This window comes from Bacteroides xylanisolvens (assembly GCF_018289135.1).
GTDB classification, from domain to species: Bacteria; Bacteroidota; Bacteroidia; order Bacteroidales; family Bacteroidaceae; genus Bacteroides; species Bacteroides xylanisolvens.
The window spans coordinates 1,784,287-1,808,385 of the sequence record NZ_CP072216.1 but is presented as its reverse complement, the minus strand read 5'-3'; the positions used below and the strand labels follow the sequence as shown (position 1 = coordinate 1,808,385).

Below are 24,099 nucleotides of genomic sequence, written 5' to 3'. Positions count from 1 at the left end.
ATTACACGGATTAACACAGATTCTTAATTACCGATAATGGTTGAGATATAAAAAGAAAAAAGGATGCATCCGAATTCAATCTGTGTTAATCTGTGTAATCTGTGGTGAAACTTAAAAAAGAGTGTTTAGAATGAATCAGATAGAGAAGATCATCGATATTGCTACTTGGAACAGAAGAGAACATTACGAACATTTCAGTGCTTTTGACGATCCTTTTTTTGGAGTGACGGTCAACGTAGATTGTACGCGCGCGTATCAGGAAGCCAAAGACAAAGGCGTTTCCTTTTCCCTGCTCGTCCTTCACCGCATCGTGACTGCCGCGGCTGCCGTGGAAGAGTTCCGCTACCGCATCGAAGGCAATCGAGTGGTGTGTTATGACAGTCTTCTGCCCGAAGCCACTGTGGGGCGTGCCGACCACACCTTTTCTTTTGCCGCTTTTGAATACGATCCGGACGAACTCGTCTTTATTCGTCGGGCAAAAGCCGAGATGGAACGCCTGCAAGCCACTACGGGACTCAACAAAGGAGGTACGTTTCATCCCAACGCCATTCATTATTCGGCTGTGCCGTGGCTCTCTTTCACCGATATGAAGCATCCCACCAATATGCGTTCGGGCGACAGCGTTCCCAAAATCTCCACCGGTAAATACTTCCGCGAAGGAGAAAGGCTGATGATGCCCGTTTCCGTCACTTGCCATCATGGATTGATGGATGGCTATCATGTAGCGCAGTTTATCGAGAAGCTCCATTTATAAACTTCGTTCTGAAAAAGACTAACCAGACTATGATATGAGAGTAAAGATACCCAGACGGGAAATCATCCTATTCTGTTCCGCCTTGCTTTTCCCCGTTGCTTCGCTGTGCGCGCAAGAAGTGGGGCAGGAGGTGAAAGAGGTCAGGCAAGACGTGGAGCAACTCCAGCAGGACGTCCGCGAACTTCGTGAAGAAGTGCGTCGATTGCAGGAAGAACTTCATGGATTCCGGCGCAACAGTTTCCCGCAATGTGGCATGGACACGGTAGCTCCTTACGTTCCCCATCGGTTCATTCACCGGTTGGGGATAGAAGCTCGGCCGCAATACGTGTTCCCCACCAATCCTTTCCTGCAAGGAGAGAACGAACGGTGGAAGCCCATCCAAAGTTCCTTTGCCGCTCATTTGAAATATTCCTTCAAGTTTCGTCCCAATACCTGTGCCGACCGTATCTACGGCGGAGCCTACCAAGGCTTCGGCTTGGCCGTCACCACCTTTGGCGACCGTAAGCAACTCGGTGATCCGGTGACGTTCTATGTCTTTCAGGGCGCACGTATCGCCCGTTTCAATCCCCGTCTTTCGCTCAATTACGAGTGGAATTTCGGCCTTTCTGCCGGATGGAAACCATACGATAACGATTACAACTCCTACAACGGAGCGGTAGGTTCACGGGTGAATGCGTATCTCAATGCAGGTATCTACCTCAATTGGTCGCTTTCCCGTTATTTCGATTTTATCATCGGCGGAGATTTTACGCATTTCTCCAACGGCAACACCAAATTCCCCAACGCAGGAGTGAACACCACCGGAGCGAAAATCGGTCTGGTGTACAACTTCAACCGTGAAGAATCCGACCTGACCAAGTCTTTGGTCAAGCCGTATATTCCCCGTTTTCCCCGTCATATCAGTTACGACCTTGTGTTGTTCGGCTCGTGGAGACGGAAAGGCGTGTACGTAGAAAGCGGGAAGCAGATAGCTTCGCCGGGCAGTTACCCCGTGGCGGGATTCAACTTTGCCCCGATGTACAACCTCAACTATAAGCTGCGATTCGGCGTCTCGCTGGACGGTGTTTATGACGGTAGTGCCAATGTGTACACCGAAGACCGGATTGTGGAGTACGATTACGATGGAGGCAGCGGCACTTCCGAACGCAGGTTTCTTGTGCCGGGCATTCAGCATCAGCTTGCTCTCGGACTTTCGGGACGGGCGGAGTATGTAATGCCGTTTTTCACCATCAATGTCGGTTTGGGAACGAATGTGCTGGGGCGTGGCGATTTGCGGGGGCTGTATCAGGTCTTTGCGTTGAAGATAGACGTGACACGTAGCTCTTTCCTTCACATCGGTTACAATCTCCAAAACTTTCAGACACCTAATTATCTGATGCTCGGCTTGGGATTCCGTTTCAATAATAAGTATCCTAAGGTGCGTCATTAGAAATGTCCGTCCGGTGGTCTGTCGAATCAAGTAAGGAATCTCAAAATGGAAAACATTATTCAAAAAATAAGAGAAATCTATCCGGTATCCGATGAAGCGCTTCAGGCGCTTCAGGCGAATATGGAACTGCGATATTATCCTAAAGATACCTATATCGTCCAGTCGGGGGTAACAGACCGCCTGGTTTATTTCATTGAAGAGGGCATTGCCCGTTCCGTATTCCATCACAACGGACAGGATACTACTACGTGGTTCACGCTAGAAGGCGACATTACGTTCGGCATGGATTCGCTCTACTATCAGCAACCGTCGGTGGAGAGCATTGAAACGCTTTCCGATTGCAAAATCTACGTCATCCATATCGACAAGCTGAATATGCTCTACGAAACCTATATCGACATAGCCAACTGGGGGCGTATCCTGCATCAGAATGTCAATAAAGAACTTAGCCACATGTTTGTGGAACGGCTCCAGCTTTCGCCTAAAGAACGGTATGAGCAGTTCAACCGTCGCTATCCCGGACTGATAAACCGGGTGAAGCTGAAGTATGTGGCTGCCTTTTTGGGCATTTCCATCTACACGCTTAGTCGGGTACGTGCTAAAAAATAGTTTTCGGTAGGGCTTTTTTGCTTTTAAGCAAAAGAACTTCGTTTCGCAAACCGTATCTTTGCCATCTGAAAATACTAACTAACTAATAGAAAAACAGATGTCGAACATTTCTTCTTCAGCCTTTGCAGATACCAAAGCACATTATGATCTTCTTGACGGACTTCGCGGTGTAGCGGCTCTTATGGTGATATGGTATCATGTATTCGAGGGATATGCTTTTGCCGGTGGTGGCAATATCGAGACTCTCAACCACGGTTATCTTGCCGTGGATTTCTTCTTTATCCTTTCGGGTTTCGTGATCGGTTACGCTTATGACGACCGTTGGGGCAAGAGTCTCACCATGAAAGATTTCTTTAAACGCCGTTTGATACGTCTTCATCCGATGGTCGTTATGGGTGCCGTATTGGGTGCTATCACATTCTGTATTCAGGGTTGTGTGCAATGGGATGGAACGCATGTAGCCATCTCCATGATTATGTTGTCTCTTCTTTGCACGATATTCTTCATTCCTGCCATGCCGGGGGTGGGATATGAAGTTCGTGGCAACGGTGAGATGTTTCCGTTGAACGGCCCTTGCTGGTCGTTATTTTTCGAGTATATCGGTAATATCCTGTATGCGTTGTTCATCCGTCGCTTGTCCAACAAGGCGCTGACGGTATTTGTGGTGTTGCTGGGGGTAGCATTGGCAGCGTTTGCCGTCTTCAATGTCTCCACTTATGGAAACATAGGAGTGGGCTGGACGCTGGACGGGGTTAACTTCCTGGGCGGCTCCCTACGTATGCTTTTCCCTTTTTCGCTGGGTATGCTGATGTCGCGTAACTTCAAGCCTATGAAGGTGAGAGGTGCTTTCTGGATCTGTACCGTTGCATTGATTGCCCTGTTCGCTGTTCCTTATCTCGAAGGAATGGAGCCGCTTTGCATGAATGGTGTTTATGAAGCGTTTTGTGTGATTGTGGCTTTCCCTATCATTCTTTGGATAGGAGCGTCGGGCACCACTACGGACGTGCAATCGACAAAGATATGCAAATTTCTGGGGGATATATCCTATCCGGTTTATGTGATCCATTATCCGTTGATGTATCTGTTCTATGCATGGCTGATTGAGAATAAGCTCTATACGTTGGGCGAGACTTGGCACGTAGCCGTGTGCGTCTTTGTCTTGAGTATCGTGCTTGCTTATCTGTGCCTGAAACTGTATGACGAACCGATACGTAAATATTTGGCAAAACGTTTCTTGAGTAAGAAACGATAGTTTCATTGTTATGTATCTGAAAAATATTTCATAAAGCTAAAAAAGAACTCCAACCAAGTGGCGGATAAAGTCGCATTGGTTGGAGTTTTTTATCAATAGAATAAGTTTTCTCTTCGTCAGTAAGTGAGACTGATTCTATGTCTTTGCATTTTAGATGTGAAACGATATAGATTAATAGAGTTGCTTGCTCATTTTATAATTGGTGAGACACATTTGATTAGCTTTCCGTTTTTGTTCTTCATCAACCTGAAAACCTTGTTTCTCGAAAAACGGTTTTGCCGTGATGCTAACCTCCGATGTTAATCTTTTCGCACCTCTTTCTCGTGCGTATGCTTCGAGATATTTATACAAAGATGTCGCAATGCCTTGATGCTGAAAGTCCTTATGGACAAACAGCGTGTGCATATATCCGTCGTCGTTGACAGAGCCGAAGCCTACAATCACACCTTCTTCATTTTCTGCAACCACGTAATGTTGCTCTTCGAAAAGCTCACCCCAATGTGATGTATCGTCTCCGCACGAAGCCCAGTCTGCTACTTCTTCGGCTGTATAATCTTTTCGGTTCACAGTCAGGACTGTATGCTGATATAGCTCTTGTAGTGCTGGAATGTCAGACAGGTTTACTTGGCGGATTCTATTCATCTTATCTCTAAATTTCTTTTTTAGTAAACTTCTACTTTCTCTGCAATTCTCTTAGCCTTGTCGCGCAACGCATCCAAATCAGCATCGAGCGGAGCGTAGCAAAGCACCACACCCATACGACGGTTGACGCGTGTAAACGGTTTGCCGAATATACGTAGATAGGTATCTTCTTCTTTGGTCACTTCTTCCAGTCCACGATATTGAGGGCGCTCCTGGCTGGCAATCGGAGAGAGGATGACGGCACTTGCGCCTATTCGTTCTTGCTTGATGCCCGGAATAGGCAGACCGAGCACGGCACGCAGGTGCAATTCAAATTCATTCAGATTTTGTGTTCCTGCCAAAGTTACCATGCCGGTATCGTGCGGACGTGGAGAAAGTTCGGAGAAATAGACTCCGTTTTCATGGCTTAGGAAGAACTCAACTCCCCAAAGTCCTGCGCCTGTCAACGCGCGGGTTACTTTTTCTGCCATCTCTTCCGCTTCTTTCAAATGAGCAGGATCGATGTGTGCAGGCTGGAAACTTTCGCGATAGTCGCCACCTTTCTGCACGTGTCCGATAGGGGGGCAGAACAGGGTGGGGCCGTTCTTTTGAGTAACGGTGAGCAGGGTGATTTCGCTGTCGAATTTGATAAATTCTTCAATGATAAGTTCGCGGATATCGCCACGGCTTCCGCTGCATCCGTATTCCCAGGCGTGTTCAAGTTCGTCGGCACTCTTCACCAGCGACTGTCCTTTACCGGAGGATGACATCAACGGTTTAACGACACAAGGGAAACCGATTTTAGCGGCAGCTTCTTTCAGTTCGTCCAATGTTTTGGCGTAGAAGTATTTGGCTGTTTTCAGTCCGAGCTCTTTGGCGGCAAGGTCGCGGATAGCTTTACGATTCATCGTGAAGTTCACGGCACGGGCGCTGGGCACTACCTGTATGCCTTCTTTTTCGAAGTCATACAAACGTTCTGTGCGGATCGCTTCAATCTCCGGAACGATAATGTCCGGCTGGTGTTTCTTTACGACACGCTCCAGTTCTTCACCGTTCAGCATATCGAATACTTCAAATTCATCAGCCACTTGCATAGCAGGTGCTCCCGCGTATGAGTCGCAGGCAATGATGTGTTGACCTTTACGTTGAGCTGAAATTACAAATTCTTTTCCTAGTTCTCCGGAACCGAGTAACAGTATTTTCTTCATCATTTTGAGTGTTTTATATTAGTGGTGCAAAATTACAGCAAAAAAATGAGATAATAATTGTATAGGCGTTGATTATATTTCTCTTTTATATAAATAAGGAATAGTCTTCTATATAATATAAGGTGCAATGTAAATCCTGCATGAAAAACTTTCGTGCAGGATTTGGTGTTTTCTTTAGTTGAAAAGCGTATCCTTGAAAAAGACAACCAGAACCTCCTGAAAATTGCTGTGAATTTTAGTGCGGAGACGCGAAATATAGAGAAATGGATCGTAGAAAAATAGAAAATACGGCTTTAAACTTTCTTAAGGAAAACATGAAAAAACAGCGTTCGCTGTGTTCGAGCACAAAACTAGTTGTCTGTGCTACTATTTTGTATTACGGCTAAATCCTTGATTTAAAACAAAGAGAAAGGAAACTGGACGCGAAAATCCGGTTTATTGATATATTATTATCTGATTCTCCGCAAACACACCTAATATTTTTAGTATATTAGCGCTCAAAAAGCAGGGATTATGAACATATTCAGTTTTACGGCTCATTTCGGTTCGGAGGAAGATTGTCGTTTGCATTTCAAGGAGCAGCGTGATAAGGAAGGGGTTGTCTGCAAGCGATGCGGGGGCACTTCCCATTATTGGTTACAGGGTAAATGGAGTTATGAATGCAAAGGTTGCCGTTTCCGCACCTCGTTGCGCAGCGGTACGATCATGGAGAGCTCCAAGCTGCCGTTTCTGGTGTGGTACAAAACGATGTTCCTGATGAGTTGCACAAAAAAGGGATTCTCCACCAACGAACTCCAGAAGCAATTAGGATTGAAGCGTTACGAACCGGTATGGGCGATGGTACACAAACTCCGCAGGGCGATGGGCAACCGGGATGCAAGGTATACACTGGAAGGGATGATAGAACTGGATGAGGGTTACTTTTCGGTGGCCAGTAAGGAAATCGAGCGAGGCAAGGGTACACGTGGCCGGGGAGCCGAGGGAAAGCAGAACGTTGCGGTGATGGCCGAAAGCACCCCGTTGGAAGATATCGAAACGGGCAAAAAGGAGAAGCATGTGCGTTATTTCAAGGCCAGGGTACTGGATAGCCATCAAAGTGAAGGAATCAACGGCGTGGTCAGGGACTGCATGGAGGATGATGCCATCGTATTTTCGGACAAAAGCACTTCTTACGTTGACATCTCCGATCTGGTGGAATTGCACGTCACCGAGAAATCAGACGCCAAAACCACCAAGGAAACACTCAAATGGGTGCATATCGCAATCAGTAATGCAAAACGGACATTGCTGGGCAACTACCATAAAATCAAAAGGAAATACTTACAGTTGTATCTCAACGAGTTTATTTACAAATTAAACAGACGGTATTTTGGAGACAAACTCTTTGACAGACTAGTAATTGCGAATATAACAGGTGCATAAACGGATAATCAGATATTATTATCTCAAAATCTATTTTGCTATTGATTTGTAGTCTAAATTCGCCTAAATTGGTCAATCTGTAGCTATTATTAGTCTAATAAGTGTTATCGAACGACAAATTATAAAAAAGGAGTAACAATGATACAGAATTGTTTCTACATTTGTGCAGTTGTTTCTTTAACTATTTCTAGTGGTAGAAGTTTCTAGGATATAGAAAATAGTTGAACAAAAAATTAATTCAACTGTTTATTATAATATTGAAATTAGGTAAAACGCGAAAATGTTTATTCCTTATCATATTATAAGGTCAAAAAGGAGAGAAAAGAATAATATAAATAAAAGAGATTGCTTATGTCACAGATTATCGGACATATCTCGCAGGTCATCGGCCCTGTGGTCGATGTGTACTTTGAAGGTACGGATGCGGAACTGGTGCTGCCAAGCATCCACGACGCACTGGAGATAAAAAGGCCAAACGGCAAAATACTGGTTATAGAAGTTCAGCAACATATCGGCGAAAATACGGTGCGTACCGTAGCGATGGATAGTACCGACGGACTTCAGAGAGGCATGAAAGTGTATCCCACCGGAGGCCCGATCACTATGCCGATAGGCGAACAGATTAAAGGACGACTGATGAACGTAGTCGGTGATTCGATCGACGGTATGAAAGGGCTCAACCGCGACGGTGCGTATTCCATTCACCGAGATCCCCCTAAATTTGAGGATTTGACAACTGTGCAAGAGGTGCTCTTCACGGGTATCAAAGTGATCGACCTGCTCGAACCGTATGCCAAAGGTGGTAAAATCGGTTTGTTCGGCGGCGCCGGTGTGGGAAAAACCGTATTGATCCAGGAACTTATCAATAATATCGCCAAGAAACATAACGGATTCTCCGTATTTGCCGGAGTAGGTGAACGTACCCGTGAAGGTAACGACTTGCTGCGCGAAATGATCGAATCCGGCGTTATCCGCTACGGCGAAGCATTCAAGGAAAGCATGGAGAAAGGCCACTGGGATCTTTCGAAAGTAGATTATAACGAACTGGAGAAATCGCAAGTATCGCTGATTTTCGGTCAGATGAACGAACCTCCGGGCGCACGTGCTTCTGTGGCACTGTCCGGACTGACGGTAGCGGAATCTTTCCGCGACGCCGGTAAAGAAGGTGAGAAACGCGATATCCTGTTCTTTATCGATAATATCTTCCGTTTCACGCAAGCAGGTTCGGAAGTGTCCGCCCTTTTGGGACGTATGCCCTCCGCTGTTGGTTACCAGCCTACGCTGGCCACGGAAATGGGTGCGATGCAGGAACGTATCACGTCTACCCGCAAAGGTTCTATCACCTCCGTACAAGCGGTGTATGTGCCTGCCGATGACTTGACCGACCCGGCTCCTGCAACGACTTTCAGCCACTTGGACGCAACTACCGTACTCGACCGTAAGATCACCGAGCTGGGTATCTATCCGGCTGTCGACCCGTTGGCGTCTACGTCACGTATCCTCGACCCGCACATTGTAGGCCAGGAACATTACGACATAGCGCAGCGAGTGAAACAAATCTTGCAGCGTAACAAGGAATTGCAGGATATTATCTCTATCCTCGGTATGGAAGAACTCTCGGAAGAAGACAAGATGGTAGTGAACCGCGCCCGCCGTGTGCAGCGTTTCCTTTCGCAACCGTTTGCCGTAGCCGAACAGTTTACAGGCGTTCCGGGTGTGATGGTGGGTATTGAAGATACCATCAAGGGATTCAAGATGATTCTGGACGGAGAAGTGGATTATCTTCCCGAACAGGCTTTCCTGAATGTCGGCACGATTGAGGAAGCAATAGAGAAAGGTAAGAAATTGCTGGAACAGGCGAAAAAATAAAAATATAGAGTGATGAAAGAACTGCATTTGAGTATAGTATCGCCCGAAAAGAGCATATTCGACGGAGATGTGAAGATTGTCACATTGCCGGGCATGATCGGTTCGTTTTCTATTCTGCCGGGGCATGCGCCCATTGTATCGTCGCTGAAAGCGGGAACGTTGAGTTATACGACGATGGAGGGAGAAGAGCACACGATGGATATTCAGGGCGGTTTTGTTGAAATGAGTGACGGCACGGTTTCTGCCTGTGTTTCCTGACGGAAGCCTTCCGGCACAAAGACCAAGTATCTAAAGATTGAAAAAAACGAGATAATAACCTTACAGAAAAACACAGTAACATGATGAATATTAGTAAAACTAAACGGAACTTTATCTGTTGGCATACCTTATTTGCAGTGATTAGTGCGGCGCTCGGAGCTGTTATCCTACACTTCGCTCTGCCGGGGCATTATTTCGGAGGGTATCCGTTTATACCGGTTTATTTTTACTTCTTCGGGTTGGCCAGCATCTATATGTTCGACGCTTGCCGGCGGCACGCTCCGCAGAGATTGTTACTGTTGTATTTGGCAATGAAGATGATAAAGATGATTCTTTCGCTGATTCTGGTCTTGATTTATTGCCTTGCTGTACGCGAAGAAGCCAGAGCTTTTTTACTGACGTTTATCTCGTTCTATTTGATATATCTGATATTCGAAACCTGGTTTTTCTTCTCTTTTGAGATGAACCAGAAACGGAAAAAGAAAAATAAGAAGAAACATGAAACAGTTGCATAACATAGTAGCTCCGTTGATTCTGTTCTGTCTGATGGCAGCGGTCAGTTTGCCGGTTCTTGCGCAAGAGCAAGAGGGGGAAACGGTGGCGCAGCAGACGCAGGACGAAATTACTCCGAAGGAGGAACAGGAGAACACGGTTGATGTGAAAGAAATTGTGTTCGGTCATATCGGCGACTCCTACGAATGGCATATTACAACATGGGGTAACACGCATATTACTATACCGTTACCTATTATTGTTTATAGTAGCACTTCAGGTTGGCACACGTTCCTTTCTTCCCGTCTCGAAGAGAATGGAGGTACGTATGAAGGACTTTCCATCGCTCCCGCAGGAAGCAAATATGAAGGCAAACTGGTAGAGTATGACGCCGCAGGCGAACAGGTTCGCCCTTGGGATATTTCCATTACGAAAGTGACGTTTGCCTTGTTGTTCAACAGCGTATTGCTGCTCGTTATCGTGTTGTGTGTGGCACATTGGTACAGGAAACGTCCGCAAGGAGCCAAAGCACCGGGAGGATTTATCGGATTCATGGAGATGTTCATCATGATGGTGAACGACGATATCATCAAGAGTTGTGTCGGACCTAACTACCGGAAGTTCGCGCCATATCTGCTGACAGCGTTCTTTTTCATCTTTATCAATAACATGATGGGATTGATTCCGTTCTTCCCCGGAGGCGCGAATGTGACGGGAAATATCGCTATCACGATGGTGCTGGCGGTCTGCACGTTCCTTGCAGTCAATATCTTCGGTACGAAACATTACTGGAAAGATATTTTCTGGCCCGATGTACCTTGGTGGCTGAAAGTGCCTGTGCCGATGATGCCGTTCATCGAGTTCTTCGGAATCTTTACGAAACCGTTTGCTTTGATGATCCGTCTTTTTGCCAATATGCTGGCCGGACACATGGCGATGCTGGTGCTCACCTGCCTGATCTTTATCTCGGCAAGCATGGGGCCTGCGCTGAACGGCACGCTCACGGTGGCTTCCGTATTGTTCAACATCTTTATGAATGCGCTTGAACTGCTGGTGGCTTTCATCCAGGCTTACGTATTTACGATGTTGTCGGCAGTGTTTATCGGACTGGCACAGGAAGGAGCCAGAGTGAAAACAGAAGAATAATCAATGAAACGCGGTGAAAACGTGACTGAACGAATACGGAATAAACGCGCGGAATGAGGAATTAAATAATAAAAACAAGAGAAAATATAAACCATTTTAAAACTGAAAATTATGTTACTATCAGTATTGTTACAAGCCACTGCAGCAGCAGTAGGAGTTAGTAAATTAGGTGCAGCTATCGGTGCAGGTCTTGCAGTAATCGGAGCTGGTTTGGGTATTGGTAAGATTGGTGGTTCGGCAATGGAAGCTATCGCACGCCAGCCGGAAGCATCGGGAGACATTCGTATGAACATGATTATCGCCGCCGCCTTGATTGAAGGTGTGGCCCTGTTGGCGGTAGTAGTTTGTCTGTTGGTGTTCTTCCTCTAATCAGGTATATAACAAGCGGATTTCGCAGGCGTAAAACCCTGTTTCTAAATGGGGGAGATCCTCATGCAATGGGCAGCCGCGAAATCGTAAATTGTAAATCGTAAAATCGTAAATAAAGATTATGTCATTACTATTACCTGATAGTGGCCTGCTGTTCTGGATGTTTCTCTCATTCGGGATTGTGTTCGTGATATTGGCGAAATACGGCTTCCCCGTCATCATCAAGATGGTGGAAGGCCGTAAGACCTATATCGACCAGTCTTTGGAGGTGGCGAGGGAAGCTAATGCCCAGTTGTCTAAACTGAAACAAGAAGGCGACGCATTGGTGGCAGCCGCCAACAAAGAGCAAGGACGCATCTTGAGGGAAGCAATGGAAGAACGTGACAAGATTGTTCACGAGGCCCGTAAACAAGCCGAAATTGCCGCACAAAAAGAACTTGATGCGGTGAAACAACAAATCCAGATGGAGAAAGACGAAGCAATCCGCGACATCCGTCGCCAGGTGGCCGTGCTTTCTGTTGACATCGCCGAGAAAGTGCTCCGCAAGAGTCTTGAGGACAAGGATGCACAGATGGGCATGATCGACCGCATGCTGGATGAAGTACTAACCCCGAATAAGAACTAAGGAAGATGGAAGTCGGAATACTCTCAATGCGTTATGCAAAAGCTATCATTGAATACGCACAGGAAAAAGGTCTGGAAGACAGGTTGTATCAGGAGTTTCTGACCCTGTCGCACAGCTTTTGTGAACAGCCCGGTCTGCGCGAAGCGCTTGATAATCCCGTCATCACGACCAAGGAAAAGTTGGCGTTAGTCTGCACAGCTGCCGATGGTGACGGTAAATCGACCAGAGAGTTTGTCCAATTTATCACTTTGGTACTGCGAAACAGGCGTGAAGGCTATCTGCAATTTATCAGCCTGATGTATCTGGATCTCTACCGGAAGTTGAAACATATTGGCGTAGGAAAGCTGATTACAGCCGTTCCTGTCAATAAGGAAACAGAAGACCGGATCCGGTCGGCTGCCGCACATATCCTGCATGCTCAGATGGAGCTGGAAACGGTGATAGATCCTTCTATCGAAGGTGGGTTTATCTTTGATATCAACGACTATCGGTTGGATGCAAGCGTTGCCACGCAGTTGAAGCGAGTGAAACAACAATTTATTGATAAGAATAGGAGAATTGTATAATGTCTGAAAATATAAGAGTAAGCGAAGTATCCGATATATTGCGCAAGCAGCTCGAAGGAATCAATGCCAATGTGCAACTTGACGAAATCGGTACGGTGCTCCAGGTGAGTGACGGCGTAGTGCGTATCTATGGACTACGGAACGCCGAGGCCAATGAATTGCTGGAGTTTGATAATGGTATCAAAGCAATCGTGATGAACCTCGAAGAGGACAACGTGGGTGCTGTACTGTTGGGCCCGACGGACAAAATCAAAGAAGGATTCGTCGTGAAGCGTACCAAACGTATCGCCTCCATCCGTGTAGGAGAGGGCATGCTGGGACGTGTGATTGACCCGCTGGGCGAACCGCTCGACGGCAAAGGATTGATTGGCGGCGAACTGTATGATATGCCTTTGGAACGTAAAGCTCCGGGAGTAATCTATCGTCAGCCTGTGAACCAGCCGTTGCAGACCGGATTGAAGGCTGTGGACGCCATGATTCCTATCGGTCGCGGACAGCGTGAGTTGATTATCGGCGACCGCCAGACAGGAAAGACTGCCATTGCGATTGATACGATTATCAACCAGCGCACTAACTTCCTGGCAGGCGACCCTGTATATTGTATCTATGTAGCTATCGGTCAGAAGGGTTCTACTGTTGCTTCTATCGTTAATACGCTTCGTGAGTACGGAGCACTGGACTACACGGTGGTTGTAGCTGCCACGGCTGGTGACCCGGCTGCGTTGCAGTATTACGCTCCGTTTGCAGGTGCTGCCATCGGCGAGTATTTCCGTGATACCGGGCGTCATGCGTTAGTGGTTTATGATGACCTTTCCAAACAGGCGGTGGCTTATCGTGAGGTTTCGCTGATTCTTCGCCGTCCGTCCGGTCGTGAGGCTTATCCGGGTGATATCTTCTATCTGCACTCCCGTCTGTTGGAACGTGCTGCCAAGATTATCAGTCAGGAAGAAGTGGCACGCGAAATGAACGATCTCCCAGAAAGTCTAAAGGGGATTGTGAAAGGTGGCGGCTCGCTCACAGCATTGCCTATCATCGAAACGCAAGCAGGTGACGTATCGGCTTATATCCCGACGAACGTGATTTCTATCACCGACGGACAGATATTCCTTGAGACTGACTTGTTCAACCAGGGTACGCGTCCGGCTATCAACGTCGGTATCTCCGTATCCCGTGTAGGTGGTAACGCGCAGATTAAGGCTATGAAGAAGGTGGCCGGAACATTGAAGATTGACCAGGCGCAATATCGCGAGTTGGAAGCCTTCTCTAAGTTCAGCAGCGACATGGACCCGATTACTGCCCTGACTATTGATAAAGGACGTAAGAACGGACAATTATTGATTCAACCGCAATACAGCCCGATGCCCGTAGAGCAGCAGATTGCTATCCTCTACTGTGGTACGCACGGACTTCTACATGATGTCCCATTGGATAAGGTGCAAGACTTTGAACGCAGTTTCATCGAATCTCTGCAACTGAATCATCAGGAGGATGTATTGGACATACTGAAAACGGGCGTGATCGACGATAACGTGATTAAAGCTATCGAAGAGACTGCCGCTATGGTGGCGAAACAGTACTTATAATAGTGATTAGTTGGTTAGTGATAAGTGATTAGCTTACTGTCACCAACCACTAACCGCCAACTATTAATCACTATCACCAACTATTAATAATTAACCACTAACCAATAAAAAAATGGCTTCACTGAAAGAAGTAAAAACCAGAATAAATTCGGTAAAAAGTACCCGAAAAATCACTTCAGCAATGAAGATGGTGGCTTCTGCCAAATTACACAAGGCACAAGGAGCCATTGAGAATATGCTGCCTTATCAGAAGAAGTTGAACAAGATTCTGACTAACTTCCTAAGCGCGGACCTGCCCATCGAATCTCCTTATGTGCAGGAGCGTGAAGTGAAGCGTGTAGCAATCGTCGTCTTTTCTTCAAACACTTCTCTTTGTGGTGCTTTCAACGCCAACGTCATCAAAATGATGATGCAAACGATCGGGGAGTTCCGCACCCTGGGACAGGATAATATCTTGATATTCCCAATTGGCAAGAAGGTGGATGAAGCGGTCAAACGAATGGGATTCAGACCGCAGGAGACTTCTCCGACGCTCTCCGACAAACCGACGTATCAGGAGGCTGCCGAATTGGCTCACCGACTGATGGATATGTATGTGGCAGGAGAAGTGGACCGCGTGGAAATAATCTATCATCACTTCAAATCAATGGGGGTACAGATTCTTCTCCGGGAGACGTATCTCCCCATTGATATGACGAATGTGGTAAGTGAAGAGGACAGAATGAATAAGGAGGAGGTAGAGGAGCATGAAATTGCCAATGATTATATCATCGAACCGAACGCGGAAGAATTGATCGCCAGCTTAATACCAACAGTATTGAGCCAGAAGATTTTTACCGCTGCCGTCGACTCTAATGCATCGGAACATGCTGCACGTACCCTGGCTATGCAAGTGGCTACGGACAATGCAAATGAACTGATTCAGGATTTGACGAAGCAGTATAATAAGAGTCGCCAGCAGGCGATTACAAATGAGTTGCTGGATATTGTAGGGGGGACAATGAAATAGATTCCAAGGATTAATAACAATATTTTTTGATTCGGTATCCCATTTTTAAGATAAGCCTTAAAAATGGGATATTTGTATATATATTTGTGGCATAATTAGGCTTGATTATGGGTTTATGCCTAGACAAAACAAACTTAAAAATATATATAGATTATGAGAATTAAGCATTTATTGAACTTTTTCGTTGCAACGGTATTTATCGGTGTGGCAGTAGGATGTGCAGAAAAGGATTTGTATGATCCTAATTATGGGAAAGAACCTGTAAAAGGTCCTGAAGAATATTTTGGATTCGAAACACGTGGAGATGTGTCGCTTGATGTGAATTATGCATTACCCGGATTTGCGGCTCTTATTGAAGTCTATGACATTGATCCGATGGAAATTGTGGATAATACACCTGTAAAAAAACAAGGAGTGGAAGCTTTATTCAAGATTTACACAGATGAAAGCGGAAAGTTTAATGGAAAGATGAATATTCCTACTTCTGTAAAATCGATATACCTATATACGGAAAGTTGGGGATTACCAAGGTGTATGCCATTGGAAATAAAGGATGGTATGGTTAGTTTTGATATGTCAAATATAGGAGCTTCTACTGTAAAAGCAAAAAATAATACACGGTCTTATGGTTTTCAAGGGACGGTTCCTTATGTCTTGAATGGAAATAATAAACTGTATTCCTTATGTAAATGGGGAGAGGGAGGAAGTCTTGACAGTAAATATATGTCATTTGAAGAGAACGTTGGTGATGAAACGGTTGGAAGTTTGACGCAACGTTTGAAGAATTTCTTTAATCCTGATGGAATAGCGAATGTTGATAATATGAATTTAGTCACCCAATCCAGAACTACAAATATTACGGTAACACAAGATGGGACTGCATTGGATGTTATTTTCCTGAATCGGGATGCCATGTATAATAATTCGTTCGGGTATTATTATTATAAAACATCTAAGGAACCTGATATGCGCGGAATGTCAGATATGAAGAAGTATATCATATTTCCAAATGTTTCTTTCTCTGTATATGGAGGTCAGTTGCCTATTTTGAAATGTGGCAGTAAAGTACGTTTGCTCTATTTTGATGAACAAGGTAATGCTAAAGAGGAATTTCCAGCCGGTTATACGGTAGGATGGTTTATGTATGCTGATGGATATAATCAGAGTGAGAATGAAATTGATATAACAAAACAAGTTGCATCAGGTTTCTCTAATTTATTAGCTTCTAATCAGGTGTTGGGACAGCAGCGACAGAATTTTGTATCTGTAAAGGACGAGACAAGCGGCAAGGTTATTATCGGAGTAGAAGATGGGGCAAATAATAGTTATTGTGATCTTTTATTCTATGTAAATGCATCAAAAACTATTGAGGAACCCAATGACAGACCTGTTATAACTCCGGATGATGGAAATGAACCAGAAAAACCGGATGTAACTGAAACGAAGACCGGTACATTAGCTTTTGAAGATATATGGCCTGGCGGTGGAGATTATGATATGAATGACGTAATCGTAGAATATAATCGTGCCGTATCTTTTGATAAAAAGAACCAGGTAACTAAAATTGTAGATACATTTACTCCTGTACATGATGGTGCAGTGTTTGCGAATGCTTTTGCTTATCAGGTAGATAAGGGACAATTCGGTAAAATGACTTTTTCCGCTACTACGGAAGGGATACATACGGAATCTGCAACATCTTCTATTATTGTTTGTCCGAATGTGAAGCAAGCTATTCAAAAGGTATATACTATAACCCGTGAATTTACAGGCGGTTCTTTCAATAAGAAAGATTTAAAGTCATATAATCCTTATATCATAGTGAAGTATGCCGAAGGGCAAAAAGGTCGTACAGAAGTGCATCTGCCTAAGCATGAGGCAACATCTCTTGCGGACTTGTCTTTAGCAGGTACTCAAAAGGATGCTTATTACATAGATAAAGAAGGAGCTTATCCGTTTGCTATTGATATTCCTATCTTGAACTTTATTTCAGTAACTGAAAAAAAGAGTATTGATACCGAATATCCTAACTTTAAAGCTTGGGCAGATTCTAAAGGAGAAAAATATACGGATTGGTATAACAATCATGTAAATTAACTCTCAAAGCATATAACACAACATTTGGTGTTTTTATTGTTCTCTCGTCCCGGTCGTTATTTAATGAAAACGACCGGGACTTTCTTTTATCCGATTGCTTCTCATCTCTACCAGAAAAAGTTTGCTACTTTTATTTCAATCTCTATATAGTTTTCTGTACCTTTGCACAAAACAATATAACTTTCATGGAAAATAACCCGGAACTGCAGCTAGCTTGGCAGTTCATAGAAAATACAGGCACACATTTATTTCTTACCGGAAAAGCCGGAACCGGAAAAACGACATTTCTTAGACGATTGAAAGAACATACGCCCAAACGCATGGTCGTATTGGCTCCGACAGGGATTGCAGCTATCAATGCGGGAGGAGTAACGATTCATTCTTTCTTTCAGTTGTCTTTTGCCCCTTTCGTGCCGGAAACTACCTTTAATTCTTCCCAAACGCATTACCGTTACAGTAAAGAAAAGCGGAACATAATTCGTAGTATGGATTTGCTCGTTATTGATGAGATCAGTATGGTGCGTGCCGATTTGTTGGATGCGGTGGATGCAACTTTGCGGCGGTATCGCGATAGAGAGAAACCATTTGGCGGGGTGCAGCTGTTGATGATTGGAGATTTGCAGCAATTGGCTCCCGTCGTGAAAGATAATGAGTGGGAACTGTTGAGGAAGCATTACGAAACCCCTTATTTCTTTGCGAGCCATGCGTTGAAAGAAACGGTATATATGACCATTGAGCTTAAAAAAGTCTACCGGCAGAGTGACACATTCTTCCTGTCTTTATTAAATAAAATCCGGGAAAATAAGGCTGATGATGAAGTGTTGAATGAACTGAACCGTCGTTATCAGCCTGGTTTCCAGCCACAAAAAGAAGAAGGATATATTCGGCTGACGACACATAATTATCAGGCACAGAAAGTAAATGACCGTGAACTGGCATCTTTATCCGGCAAGGCGTATCATTTTCGTGCCGAGATAGAAGGAGACTTCCCCGAATATTCGTACCCTGCGGATGAACTCCTGACAATAAAGGAAGGGGCACAAATTATGTTCCTGAAGAATGATCCATCGTCCGAGAAACGATATTATAACGGTATGATTGGTGAGGTGGTCACTGTTAATGATGCAGGCATTATCGTGCGGGGGAAGGGGAATAAATCAGAATTTCAGTTGTTGCCGGAAGAGTGGGGAAATTATAAGTACGTGCTGAATGAGGAAACAAAGGAAATCACGGAAGTGATAGAAGGAACGTTCCGTCAATATCCTATCCGTCTGGCATGGGCTATTACGATACATAAAAGTCAGGGGTTGACGTTTGAGCGTGCCATTATTGATGCGCGTAACTCTTTTGCGCACGGACAGACTTATGTAGCGTTGAGCCGTTGCAAGACTTTGGAAGGGATGGTGTTGGAGTCTCCTTTGCGGAGGGAAGCCATTATTAGTGATGCTACGGTGGATAATTTCACCAAAGCGGTAGAGCAGAATAAGCCGGGCAGTCAGCAGTTGAACGATATGCAAAAGGCGTATTTCTTTGATTTGTTGAGTGATTTGTTTAATTTCTATTCGATCGATCAGGCTTATAAACGATTGCTTCGTTTGATAGATGAAGATTTGTATAAGCTCTTTCCGAAGCAGTTGGCAGAATATAAGGCATTGGAACCTCGCATCAAAGAGAAAATAGTGGAAGTGTCCCAGCGTTTTCGTAACCAGTATACCCGGTTGATACATGAGAGTGAAGACTATGCGACGAATCAGGAGTTACAGGAGCGGATTCGTTCCGGGGCCAGATATTTTCATAAAGAGTTGGCGCCGGTTCGGGCTTTGTATAATAAGACTAATATGCCTCTTGATAATAAAGAGTTGAGAAAGCTGTTGGCGGAACGTATGCAGGCGTTGGATGATGCGTTGTGGATTAAAGAGTCTTTGTTGGAGGCTGTGTCTGCAAGAGAGAGATTCGCTATTACGGATTATTTGAAGTTGAAGGCTAAAGTAATGTTGAGTCTTGAGGATGATTCTTCTTCTTCCGGTTCTTCGAAAGCGTTGAAAGAAAAGAAAGAGCGGAAGGAACGGAAAGAGCGTACACGTAGCGGTGCTGAAAAGGTGAAAGTGGAAGTGCCTACGGATATTTTGCATCCGGAGCTTTATCGCGCCCTGTCTGAATGGAGGACAGCCAAAACACGTGAGGTGAATCTTCCTGCGTATGTTATTATGCAGCAGAAAGCGTTGATGGGAATTGTGAATCTGCTACCGGATAATCCAAGAGCTCTGGAAGCGATACCCTATTTCGGAGCAAAAGGGGTGGAAAGGTATGGACTTGAAATATTAGGCATTGTCCGTAAGTATATGGCGGAAAATCAATTGGAAAGACCGGAAATAATGGATATGCTCATCTCTGATAATAGGGAAGCCGCAAGCCGACGGGAAGAGCTGAAGCAACGGAAAGAAGAACAGAAGCAACGGAAAGAGGAAGAAAAACAGAAGAAGGAAGCAGAGAAACAGAAAAAAGAAGCGGAGAAGGAGAAGAAAAAAGATACAAAATTAGTCAGCTATGAAATGTTCTGCCAGGGAATGAGCATAGATGAAATAGCCAAAGCTCGCGAATTGGTATCGGGAACCATTGCCGGTCATTTGGAATATTATGTCCGTTTAGGAAAGATTAAAGTGGAGAAAGTAGTGAAAGCTGAAAATCTGGCGAAGATTCGTAAGCATCTGGAAGAACATGAATACATGGGAATATTTGCCATTAAGGCAGCATTAGGAGACGATGTCTCCTATGCTGATATAAAGTTTGTATTGGCTGTTTCCGGGCATTAACTAATTATCTCTGGACCTAGCCCCAAACATAAAAATATCTCTGTCTTTCGTTCACAATGCTCATTCTTGCTCTTGTCAAACCATCGCAAGCAATATCAGAGATTACAGAAAAATGAAACGAAAACAGGAACACTGATATCAATCAGAATACCGTGTAAGATAGCGATGGGAATCATTTCTTTTCCCGAATATCTGCTGATGGAGGGCAGGAGTACATCCATCGAATTGACTCCTGCCGCTGAAATAGGAGCCAGTTTCCCGAAATACTTCTTGATGATTGGAGTACCGAGAAGTGCCATCATCTCACGGAAAATATTAGTCAACAGTGCGATAGTTCCTAATTCCGTAGCCAGTTGCAGCCCGATAGAAGGCTCTTTGAACTGGGTGATAAGGATAGAAGAGAGCGAATAGTATGCGAATCCGCTTCCCACTGCCATACAGTCGAACACGCTCCACTGGCGCAATAGCAGGCTTGCTAAAGCAGAAAACAGCAACGTACCGATAATCGTTCCCAACGGAATCAACAGCATTTTAGGATGCAAATGTGAAACAATCGCTTTCAGGTTCTTATTAGAACCGATACTGATTCCCACTTGCAGCATTAACGCATAAAGTATATACATTGAAACTGTGTGCGTATCAAACTGGAACTTGTTGAAAGCTCCCATGACACAACCTACACAAAAGAATAATATAACGATCAAACTTCCTTTCATTGTTCACCTCCTTCTTGAATAAACGCGTCTTTTTTCCTCTTAAAAGAAATCAGACTCCTTTTTTTATTATTCGCCTCCTTTTCTAAAAAACAATTGCAGTACCAAACGGGCAGCGATCAGGCTTCCCAATACACCGGACACGGCAAGAACAATTGCCTGCCATCCGAATTTACCGAGATTGTTTACAATCAGGCTATTAGAACCGATAGACACACCGAGAATGAAGAGCAACAAGAATATTGTAAGAGAAATTGTCTTTTCTGTCTTTTGCAAGATACTCCAGTTACGCAATACATAACCGATGCCGATTCCTAAAAACATAGTAGATATAATAGAGAACATAATGTATATATTTTTGGTTAGGTTAAACTGATTATTGACAACGCACAAGAGAATTTTCAAAGAAGATGATACATCTGCTTGAAAATCGGAAAGGAATACTGCTGTGAATAGTGAAACAAGTCAGCAGATAGTTCCTGTTAAGAAATAATAGGGTAATTTAGATGAATCCACTGAACCAATGTACATGCACGCAGCAAGACTTACAGAAAGTCGGTATTCCTGCAAGAAAAAGATTAGCGTTATGTAGTTGTAATGTTTGATTCATCATTGGTCTTTTTTGATTTTGGTGCAAAGATAATAACTTATTGCATATTTTCAAAATAAATATGCAATAAATGAAGCGAAAGAATTATTCGGAATGAAATAGATTGTTGTAAAAAGTAGTATTGTTTCCAATTCTACCACTGTCTTCAATTTGGGCACTATCCCGTATTTTGTGTAAATAGCCACTGTTCATCATTTGGGGACTCTCTTATTATATAAATAGAAACCACAGAATTCCTCTTGTAGTTTTCTGCTTACGTAAAATGATGGATAATCCTTGAATAATTGATAATCTGTCCTCTTCCTTATAAATGTTCCCAGTTCGCAAGAGCTTCTTTAAGCTTCTGTGGCTCGTATCCAAGCATTGTTCGTGCTTTATCGATACTCATTCCACTAAAACGGGGACGGGGAGTGGTTTCATTCATTTCCTCTGTCGTGACAGGATGGATAAGAGAGTGATCCAGTCCCATATAATCTGCTACCTGATAAGCAATCTCCGCAATGCTCATGCACTCAACGCCACAAATGTGAAAGATACCGTTCGTTGGATGTGCTATCAAACGCTGTACACCATCCGATACGTCTCCAACATAAGTCGGTGTCCGCCATTGATCGGATACGACACGGATTTCTTGTCCGGCTTTCAAACGGTTCATTACCAACTGGACGATATTACCGTGTTGTCCCGGCAGCGCTCTGCCATAAACGATTGCTACACGGACAATAGCATAACTGCTGCAAGTTTCTGCCACTTTCTCTTCTCCTTTCCACTTGGTATATCCGTAATAGTTGACGGGAGCGGGGATGTCTTCTTCTGTGTACAACGGTCCGGCATCTTCATTTATCTTTTCATCGAAAACAAACATCTTTCCATCGAAAACAAAGTCCGTCGATAGATGAATGAACCGGCTTTTATATTCTTCGCAAAAAACAGCCAGTTGGCTCACTGCGGTCACATTGGTAAGATAAGCCTCTTCATGATGCGTCTCGCAATAATCCGGCACGGACAGGGCGGAACAATTAATGACCACATCAGGCTGAACCTCCTCAAAAAGACACTTAATGTCCGCTTCATTCCGTATATCTGTTTCAATGAAACGATATTTCCCTACATCATTCGGAGAAATATCCGGATGCAGAGAGCACCCCGTTACCTTATATTGTGCATGAACAGACAAATCATTCAATATTTGGCGTCCGGTGAATCCATTGGCGCCGATAATCAATATCTTCTTCATTAGGTTCTATTTATATATAGTGTTATAGATATCAAGGCGCCATATCCGGACTTTTTGATGATACAATCATTGCGGAGACACGACTTTTTTGCACATATTTCTACAAAAATAGAAAATAATATCCATTGCGCAAATAGATTTCGTACTTCCCATCTTACTTTGCTCCCGATAACGAGATTTATATGAATGGATAAAAGAAAAGAAGTATGGAAAAAGTAATTATGGGAACACGTTTGCCCGCTAAGCTTTGGTTGAATGAAGTAGAAGACTCTTGTATGTCGCAGATTATGGATTTAACTTCACTTCCTTTTGCGTTTAAACATATCGCCATCATGCCTGATGCCCATGCGGGAAAAGGAATGCCAATTGGCGGTGTGTTGGCTACGAAGGGTGTGATTGTTCCCAATGCTGTGGGAGTGGATATCGGTTGTGGAATGTGTGCGATTAAGACCAATCGAAAAGCGGATGATTTTAGTTATACGGATTTGACTTCCATCATGTCGAAGATTCGTGCGGCCATTCCCTTGGGATTCGATCATCATACTAAAAAGCAAGATCAGGAGTTACTTCCACAAGGATTCGACCTTGAGGAGATGCCTATATTGAAGAATCAGTACGAGGCTTGTTTGAAGCAGATAGGAACCTTGGGAGGAGGAAACCACTTTATTGAGATTCAGAAAGATACCGAAACGTCTGATGTGTGGGTGATGATTCACTCCGGAAGCCGTAACATTGGTTTGAAGGTTGCCAATCACTATAATAAGATTGCGCAATATTGGAATGAGAAATGGTATTCTGAAATGGTATCGGGACTGGCTTACCTGCCAATGGAGACGCAGATGGCAAAGGATTATTTCCGTGAAATGAACTACTGTGTGGCCTTTGCCTTTGCTAACCGTCAGTTGATGATGACCCGTATTTGTGAAGCCATCCAGGCTGTGAAACCTGAAACGGACTTTGAGCCTATGATTAATATTGCCCACAACTATGCAGCCTGGGAGAACCATTTCGATCAGGATGTGATTGTGCACCGAAAAGGAGCTACGCGTGCCTATGAAGGTGAGATTGGTATTATCCCCGGATCTATGGGTACTAAATCCTATATCGTTGAAGGACTGGGTAATCCGGAGAGCTTCAAAAGCTGTTCGCATGGTGCCGGCCGATTGATGGGACGAAAGGATGCCTGTCGCCGTTTGTCACTGGATGAAGAGAAAGAGCGAATGAACCAGCAAGGAATCATTCACGGACTCCGTTCGCAGGATGAACTGGATGAAGCGCCGGGAGCTTATAAAGATATTGCGCAAGTGATAGCGAATGAGCGGGATTTGGTGAAGCCGTTGGTGGAACTTGCTCCAATGGCAGTTATTAAAGGGTGATTGACAGATGTACCAAGAAGAGGAAAGCAAAGGCAATTTGG

22 protein-coding genes are annotated in these 24,099 nt (G+C 44.4%); 17 read left to right on the top strand and 5 right to left on the bottom strand.

Features of this window, described 5'->3' with window-relative positions; genetic code table 11:
* The first annotated feature begins 130 nt into the window (after nt 1-130).
* The 4 genes from INE92_RS07665 (at nt 131) to INE92_RS07650 (ending at nt 4,044) form a co-directional block, all read left to right on the top strand.
* Nucleotides 131-754: a chloramphenicol acetyltransferase gene (locus tag INE92_RS07665; RefSeq protein ID WP_004315311.1), complete on the top strand. Its 624-nt coding sequence runs from the start codon at nt 131-133 to the stop codon at nt 752-754.
* A 34-nt stretch (nt 755-788) separates the two neighbouring features.
* Nucleotides 789-2,183, top strand: coding sequence for an acyloxyacyl hydrolase (locus INE92_RS07660; RefSeq protein WP_004315310.1), 1,395 nt, complete (start codon nt 789-791; stop codon nt 2,181-2,183).
* Between the two features lie 45 nt (nt 2,184-2,228).
* A complete protein-coding gene (locus tag INE92_RS07655) occupies nt 2,229-2,792 on the top strand; it encodes a Crp/Fnr family transcriptional regulator (RefSeq protein ID WP_004315309.1) in 564 nt (187 codons plus the stop codon).
* A gap of 97 nt (nt 2,793-2,889) precedes the next feature.
* The gene (locus tag INE92_RS07650) at nt 2,890-4,044 is read left to right on the top strand and encodes an acyltransferase family protein (RefSeq protein ID WP_004315308.1); all 1,155 of its coding nucleotides are present in this window, start codon (nt 2,890-2,892) and stop codon (nt 4,042-4,044) included.
* 171 nt (nt 4,045-4,215) lie between these two features.
* Here the strand turns inward: INE92_RS07650 and INE92_RS07645 are convergent, their stop codons facing one another.
* Nucleotides 4,216-4,686: a GNAT family N-acetyltransferase gene (locus tag INE92_RS07645; protein ID WP_008639984.1), complete on the bottom strand. Its 471-nt coding sequence runs from the start codon at nt 4,684-4,686 to the stop codon at nt 4,216-4,218.
* 20 nt (nt 4,687-4,706) lie between these two features.
* A complete protein-coding gene (purT, locus tag INE92_RS07640) occupies nt 4,707-5,873 on the bottom strand; it encodes a formate-dependent phosphoribosylglycinamide formyltransferase (RefSeq protein WP_008639987.1) in 1,167 nt (388 codons plus the stop codon).
* A gap of 513 nt (nt 5,874-6,386) precedes the next feature.
* Between purT and INE92_RS07635 the strand changes: the two genes are divergently transcribed.
* From INE92_RS07635 to INE92_RS07580, 12 genes are all read left to right on the top strand, one after another.
* Nucleotides 6,387-7,295, top strand: coding sequence for an IS1595-like element ISBbi1 family transposase (locus INE92_RS07635; RefSeq protein ID WP_005807145.1), 909 nt, complete (start codon nt 6,387-6,389; stop codon nt 7,293-7,295).
* 351 nt (nt 7,296-7,646) lie between these two features.
* The gene (gene atpD, locus INE92_RS07630) at nt 7,647-9,164 is read left to right on the top strand and encodes a F0F1 ATP synthase subunit beta (protein ID WP_008022611.1); all 1,518 of its coding nucleotides are present in this window, start codon (nt 7,647-7,649) and stop codon (nt 9,162-9,164) included.
* A 12-nt stretch (nt 9,165-9,176) separates the two neighbouring features.
* A complete protein-coding gene (atpC, locus tag INE92_RS07625) occupies nt 9,177-9,422 on the top strand; it encodes an ATP synthase F1 subunit epsilon (RefSeq protein WP_004315304.1) in 246 nt (81 codons plus the stop codon).
* An 80-nt stretch (nt 9,423-9,502) separates the two neighbouring features.
* Nucleotides 9,503-9,937: a hypothetical protein gene (locus INE92_RS07620; RefSeq protein WP_008022610.1), complete on the top strand. Its 435-nt coding sequence runs from the start codon at nt 9,503-9,505 to the stop codon at nt 9,935-9,937.
* The gene (gene atpB / locus INE92_RS07615; protein WP_008022608.1) at nt 9,921-11,060 is read left to right on the top strand and encodes a F0F1 ATP synthase subunit A; all 1,140 of its coding nucleotides are present in this window, start codon (nt 9,921-9,923) and stop codon (nt 11,058-11,060) included. The genes INE92_RS07620 and atpB overlap by 17 nt, the downstream gene beginning before the upstream one ends.
* Before the next feature lie 111 nt (nt 11,061-11,171).
* Complete coding sequence (gene atpE / locus INE92_RS07610) at nt 11,172-11,429, top strand: ATP synthase F0 subunit C (protein WP_004295758.1); 258 nt, start codon at nt 11,172-11,174, stop codon at nt 11,427-11,429.
* A gap of 121 nt (nt 11,430-11,550) precedes the next feature.
* Nucleotides 11,551-12,054, top strand: a complete 504-nt coding sequence (atpF, locus tag INE92_RS07605; RefSeq protein WP_004315301.1) for a F0F1 ATP synthase subunit B — start codon at nt 11,551-11,553, stop codon at nt 12,052-12,054.
* Between the two features lie 5 nt (nt 12,055-12,059).
* Nucleotides 12,060-12,620 (top strand): F0F1 ATP synthase subunit delta, encoded by a 561-nt coding sequence (locus INE92_RS07600; protein ID WP_008022606.1) that lies wholly within the window; start codon nt 12,060-12,062, stop codon nt 12,618-12,620.
* On the top strand, nt 12,620-14,203 hold the full coding sequence (gene atpA, locus INE92_RS07595; protein ID WP_004315299.1) for a F0F1 ATP synthase subunit alpha: 1,584 nt from the start codon (nt 12,620-12,622) through the stop codon (nt 14,201-14,203). The genes INE92_RS07600 and atpA overlap by 1 nt, the downstream gene beginning before the upstream one ends.
* A gap of 112 nt (nt 14,204-14,315) precedes the next feature.
* Nucleotides 14,316-15,212 (top strand): F0F1 ATP synthase subunit gamma, encoded by an 897-nt coding sequence (locus INE92_RS07590; RefSeq protein WP_015531028.1) that lies wholly within the window; start codon nt 14,316-14,318, stop codon nt 15,210-15,212.
* A gap of 153 nt (nt 15,213-15,365) precedes the next feature.
* Entirely contained in the window at nt 15,366-17,309 is a 1,944-nt protein-coding gene (locus tag INE92_RS07585) for an LruC domain-containing protein (RefSeq protein ID WP_008639992.1), read from the top strand.
* A 185-nt stretch (nt 17,310-17,494) separates the two neighbouring features.
* Complete coding sequence (locus INE92_RS07580; protein ID WP_008639993.1) at nt 17,495-20,122, top strand: helix-turn-helix domain-containing protein; 2,628 nt, start codon at nt 17,495-17,497, stop codon at nt 20,120-20,122.
* Nucleotides 20,123-20,217: 95 nt separating this feature from the next.
* Here INE92_RS07580 and INE92_RS07575 read toward each other — a convergent pair whose 3' ends face one another.
* The 3 genes from INE92_RS07575 to INE92_RS07565 form a co-directional block, all read right to left on the bottom strand.
* The gene (locus INE92_RS07575; RefSeq protein ID WP_004315295.1) at nt 20,218-20,838 is read right to left on the bottom strand and encodes a LysO family transporter; all 621 of its coding nucleotides are present in this window, start codon (nt 20,836-20,838) and stop codon (nt 20,218-20,220) included.
* 66 nt (nt 20,839-20,904) lie between these two features.
* Nucleotides 20,905-21,180, bottom strand: coding sequence for a LysO family transporter (locus INE92_RS07570; RefSeq protein WP_004315294.1), 276 nt, complete (start codon nt 21,178-21,180; stop codon nt 20,905-20,907).
* 569 nt (nt 21,181-21,749) lie between these two features.
* Nucleotides 21,750-22,682: an SDR family oxidoreductase gene (locus tag INE92_RS07565; protein WP_015531029.1), complete on the bottom strand. Its 933-nt coding sequence runs from the start codon at nt 22,680-22,682 to the stop codon at nt 21,750-21,752.
* 206 nt (nt 22,683-22,888) lie between these two features.
* Here INE92_RS07565 and INE92_RS07560 point away from each other — a divergent pair, with 206 nt between their 5' ends.
* Nucleotides 22,889-24,058 carry an RtcB family protein gene (locus tag INE92_RS07560; protein WP_015531030.1) on the top strand — a complete coding sequence of 390 codons (1,170 nt, stop codon included), beginning with the start codon at nt 22,889-22,891 and terminating at the stop codon, nt 24,056-24,058.
* Nucleotides 24,059-24,099: the final 41 nt, after the last annotated feature.

Coding starts and splice junctions, on each gene's coding strand:
- atpE (WP_004295758.1), top strand. CDS start 11,172: ATGTTACTATCAGTATTGTTACAAGCCACTGCAGCAGCAGTAGGAGTT.
- INE92_RS07655 (WP_004315309.1), top strand. CDS start 2,229: ATGGAAAACATTATTCAAAAAATAAGAGAAATCTATCCGGTATCCGAT.
- atpD (WP_008022611.1), top strand. CDS start 7,647: ATGTCACAGATTATCGGACATATCTCGCAGGTCATCGGCCCTGTGGTC.
- INE92_RS07645 (WP_008639984.1), bottom strand. CDS start 4,686: ATGAATAGAATCCGCCAAGTAAACCTGTCTGACATTCCAGCACTACAA.
- atpA (WP_004315299.1), top strand. CDS start 12,620: ATGTCTGAAAATATAAGAGTAAGCGAAGTATCCGATATATTGCGCAAG.
- purT (WP_008639987.1), bottom strand. CDS start 5,873: ATGAAGAAAATACTGTTACTCGGTTCCGGAGAACTAGGAAAAGAATTT.
- INE92_RS07590 (WP_015531028.1), top strand. CDS start 14,316: ATGGCTTCACTGAAAGAAGTAAAAACCAGAATAAATTCGGTAAAAAGT.
- INE92_RS07565 (WP_015531029.1), bottom strand. CDS start 22,682: ATGAAGAAGATATTGATTATCGGCGCCAATGGATTCACCGGACGCCAA.
- atpF (WP_004315301.1), top strand. CDS start 11,551: ATGTCATTACTATTACCTGATAGTGGCCTGCTGTTCTGGATGTTTCTC.
- INE92_RS07650 (WP_004315308.1), top strand. CDS start 2,890: ATGTCGAACATTTCTTCTTCAGCCTTTGCAGATACCAAAGCACATTAT.
- INE92_RS07660 (WP_004315310.1), top strand. CDS start 789: ATGAGAGTAAAGATACCCAGACGGGAAATCATCCTATTCTGTTCCGCC.
- INE92_RS07665 (WP_004315311.1), top strand. CDS start 131: ATGAATCAGATAGAGAAGATCATCGATATTGCTACTTGGAACAGAAGA.
- INE92_RS07575 (WP_004315295.1), bottom strand. CDS start 20,838: ATGAAAGGAAGTTTGATCGTTATATTATTCTTTTGTGTAGGTTGTGTC.
- INE92_RS07580 (WP_008639993.1), top strand. CDS start 17,495: ATGGAAAATAACCCGGAACTGCAGCTAGCTTGGCAGTTCATAGAAAAT.
- INE92_RS07635 (WP_005807145.1), top strand. CDS start 6,387: ATGAACATATTCAGTTTTACGGCTCATTTCGGTTCGGAGGAAGATTGT.
- INE92_RS07560 (WP_015531030.1), top strand. CDS start 22,889: ATGGAAAAAGTAATTATGGGAACACGTTTGCCCGCTAAGCTTTGGTTG.
- INE92_RS07570 (WP_004315294.1), bottom strand. CDS start 21,180: ATGTTCTCTATTATATCTACTATGTTTTTAGGAATCGGCATCGGTTAT.
- INE92_RS07620 (WP_008022610.1), top strand. CDS start 9,503: ATGATGAATATTAGTAAAACTAAACGGAACTTTATCTGTTGGCATACC.
- INE92_RS07600 (WP_008022606.1), top strand. CDS start 12,060: ATGGAAGTCGGAATACTCTCAATGCGTTATGCAAAAGCTATCATTGAA.
- atpC (WP_004315304.1), top strand. CDS start 9,177: ATGAAAGAACTGCATTTGAGTATAGTATCGCCCGAAAAGAGCATATTC.
- atpB (WP_008022608.1), top strand. CDS start 9,921: ATGAAACAGTTGCATAACATAGTAGCTCCGTTGATTCTGTTCTGTCTG.
- INE92_RS07585 (WP_008639992.1), top strand. CDS start 15,366: ATGAGAATTAAGCATTTATTGAACTTTTTCGTTGCAACGGTATTTATC.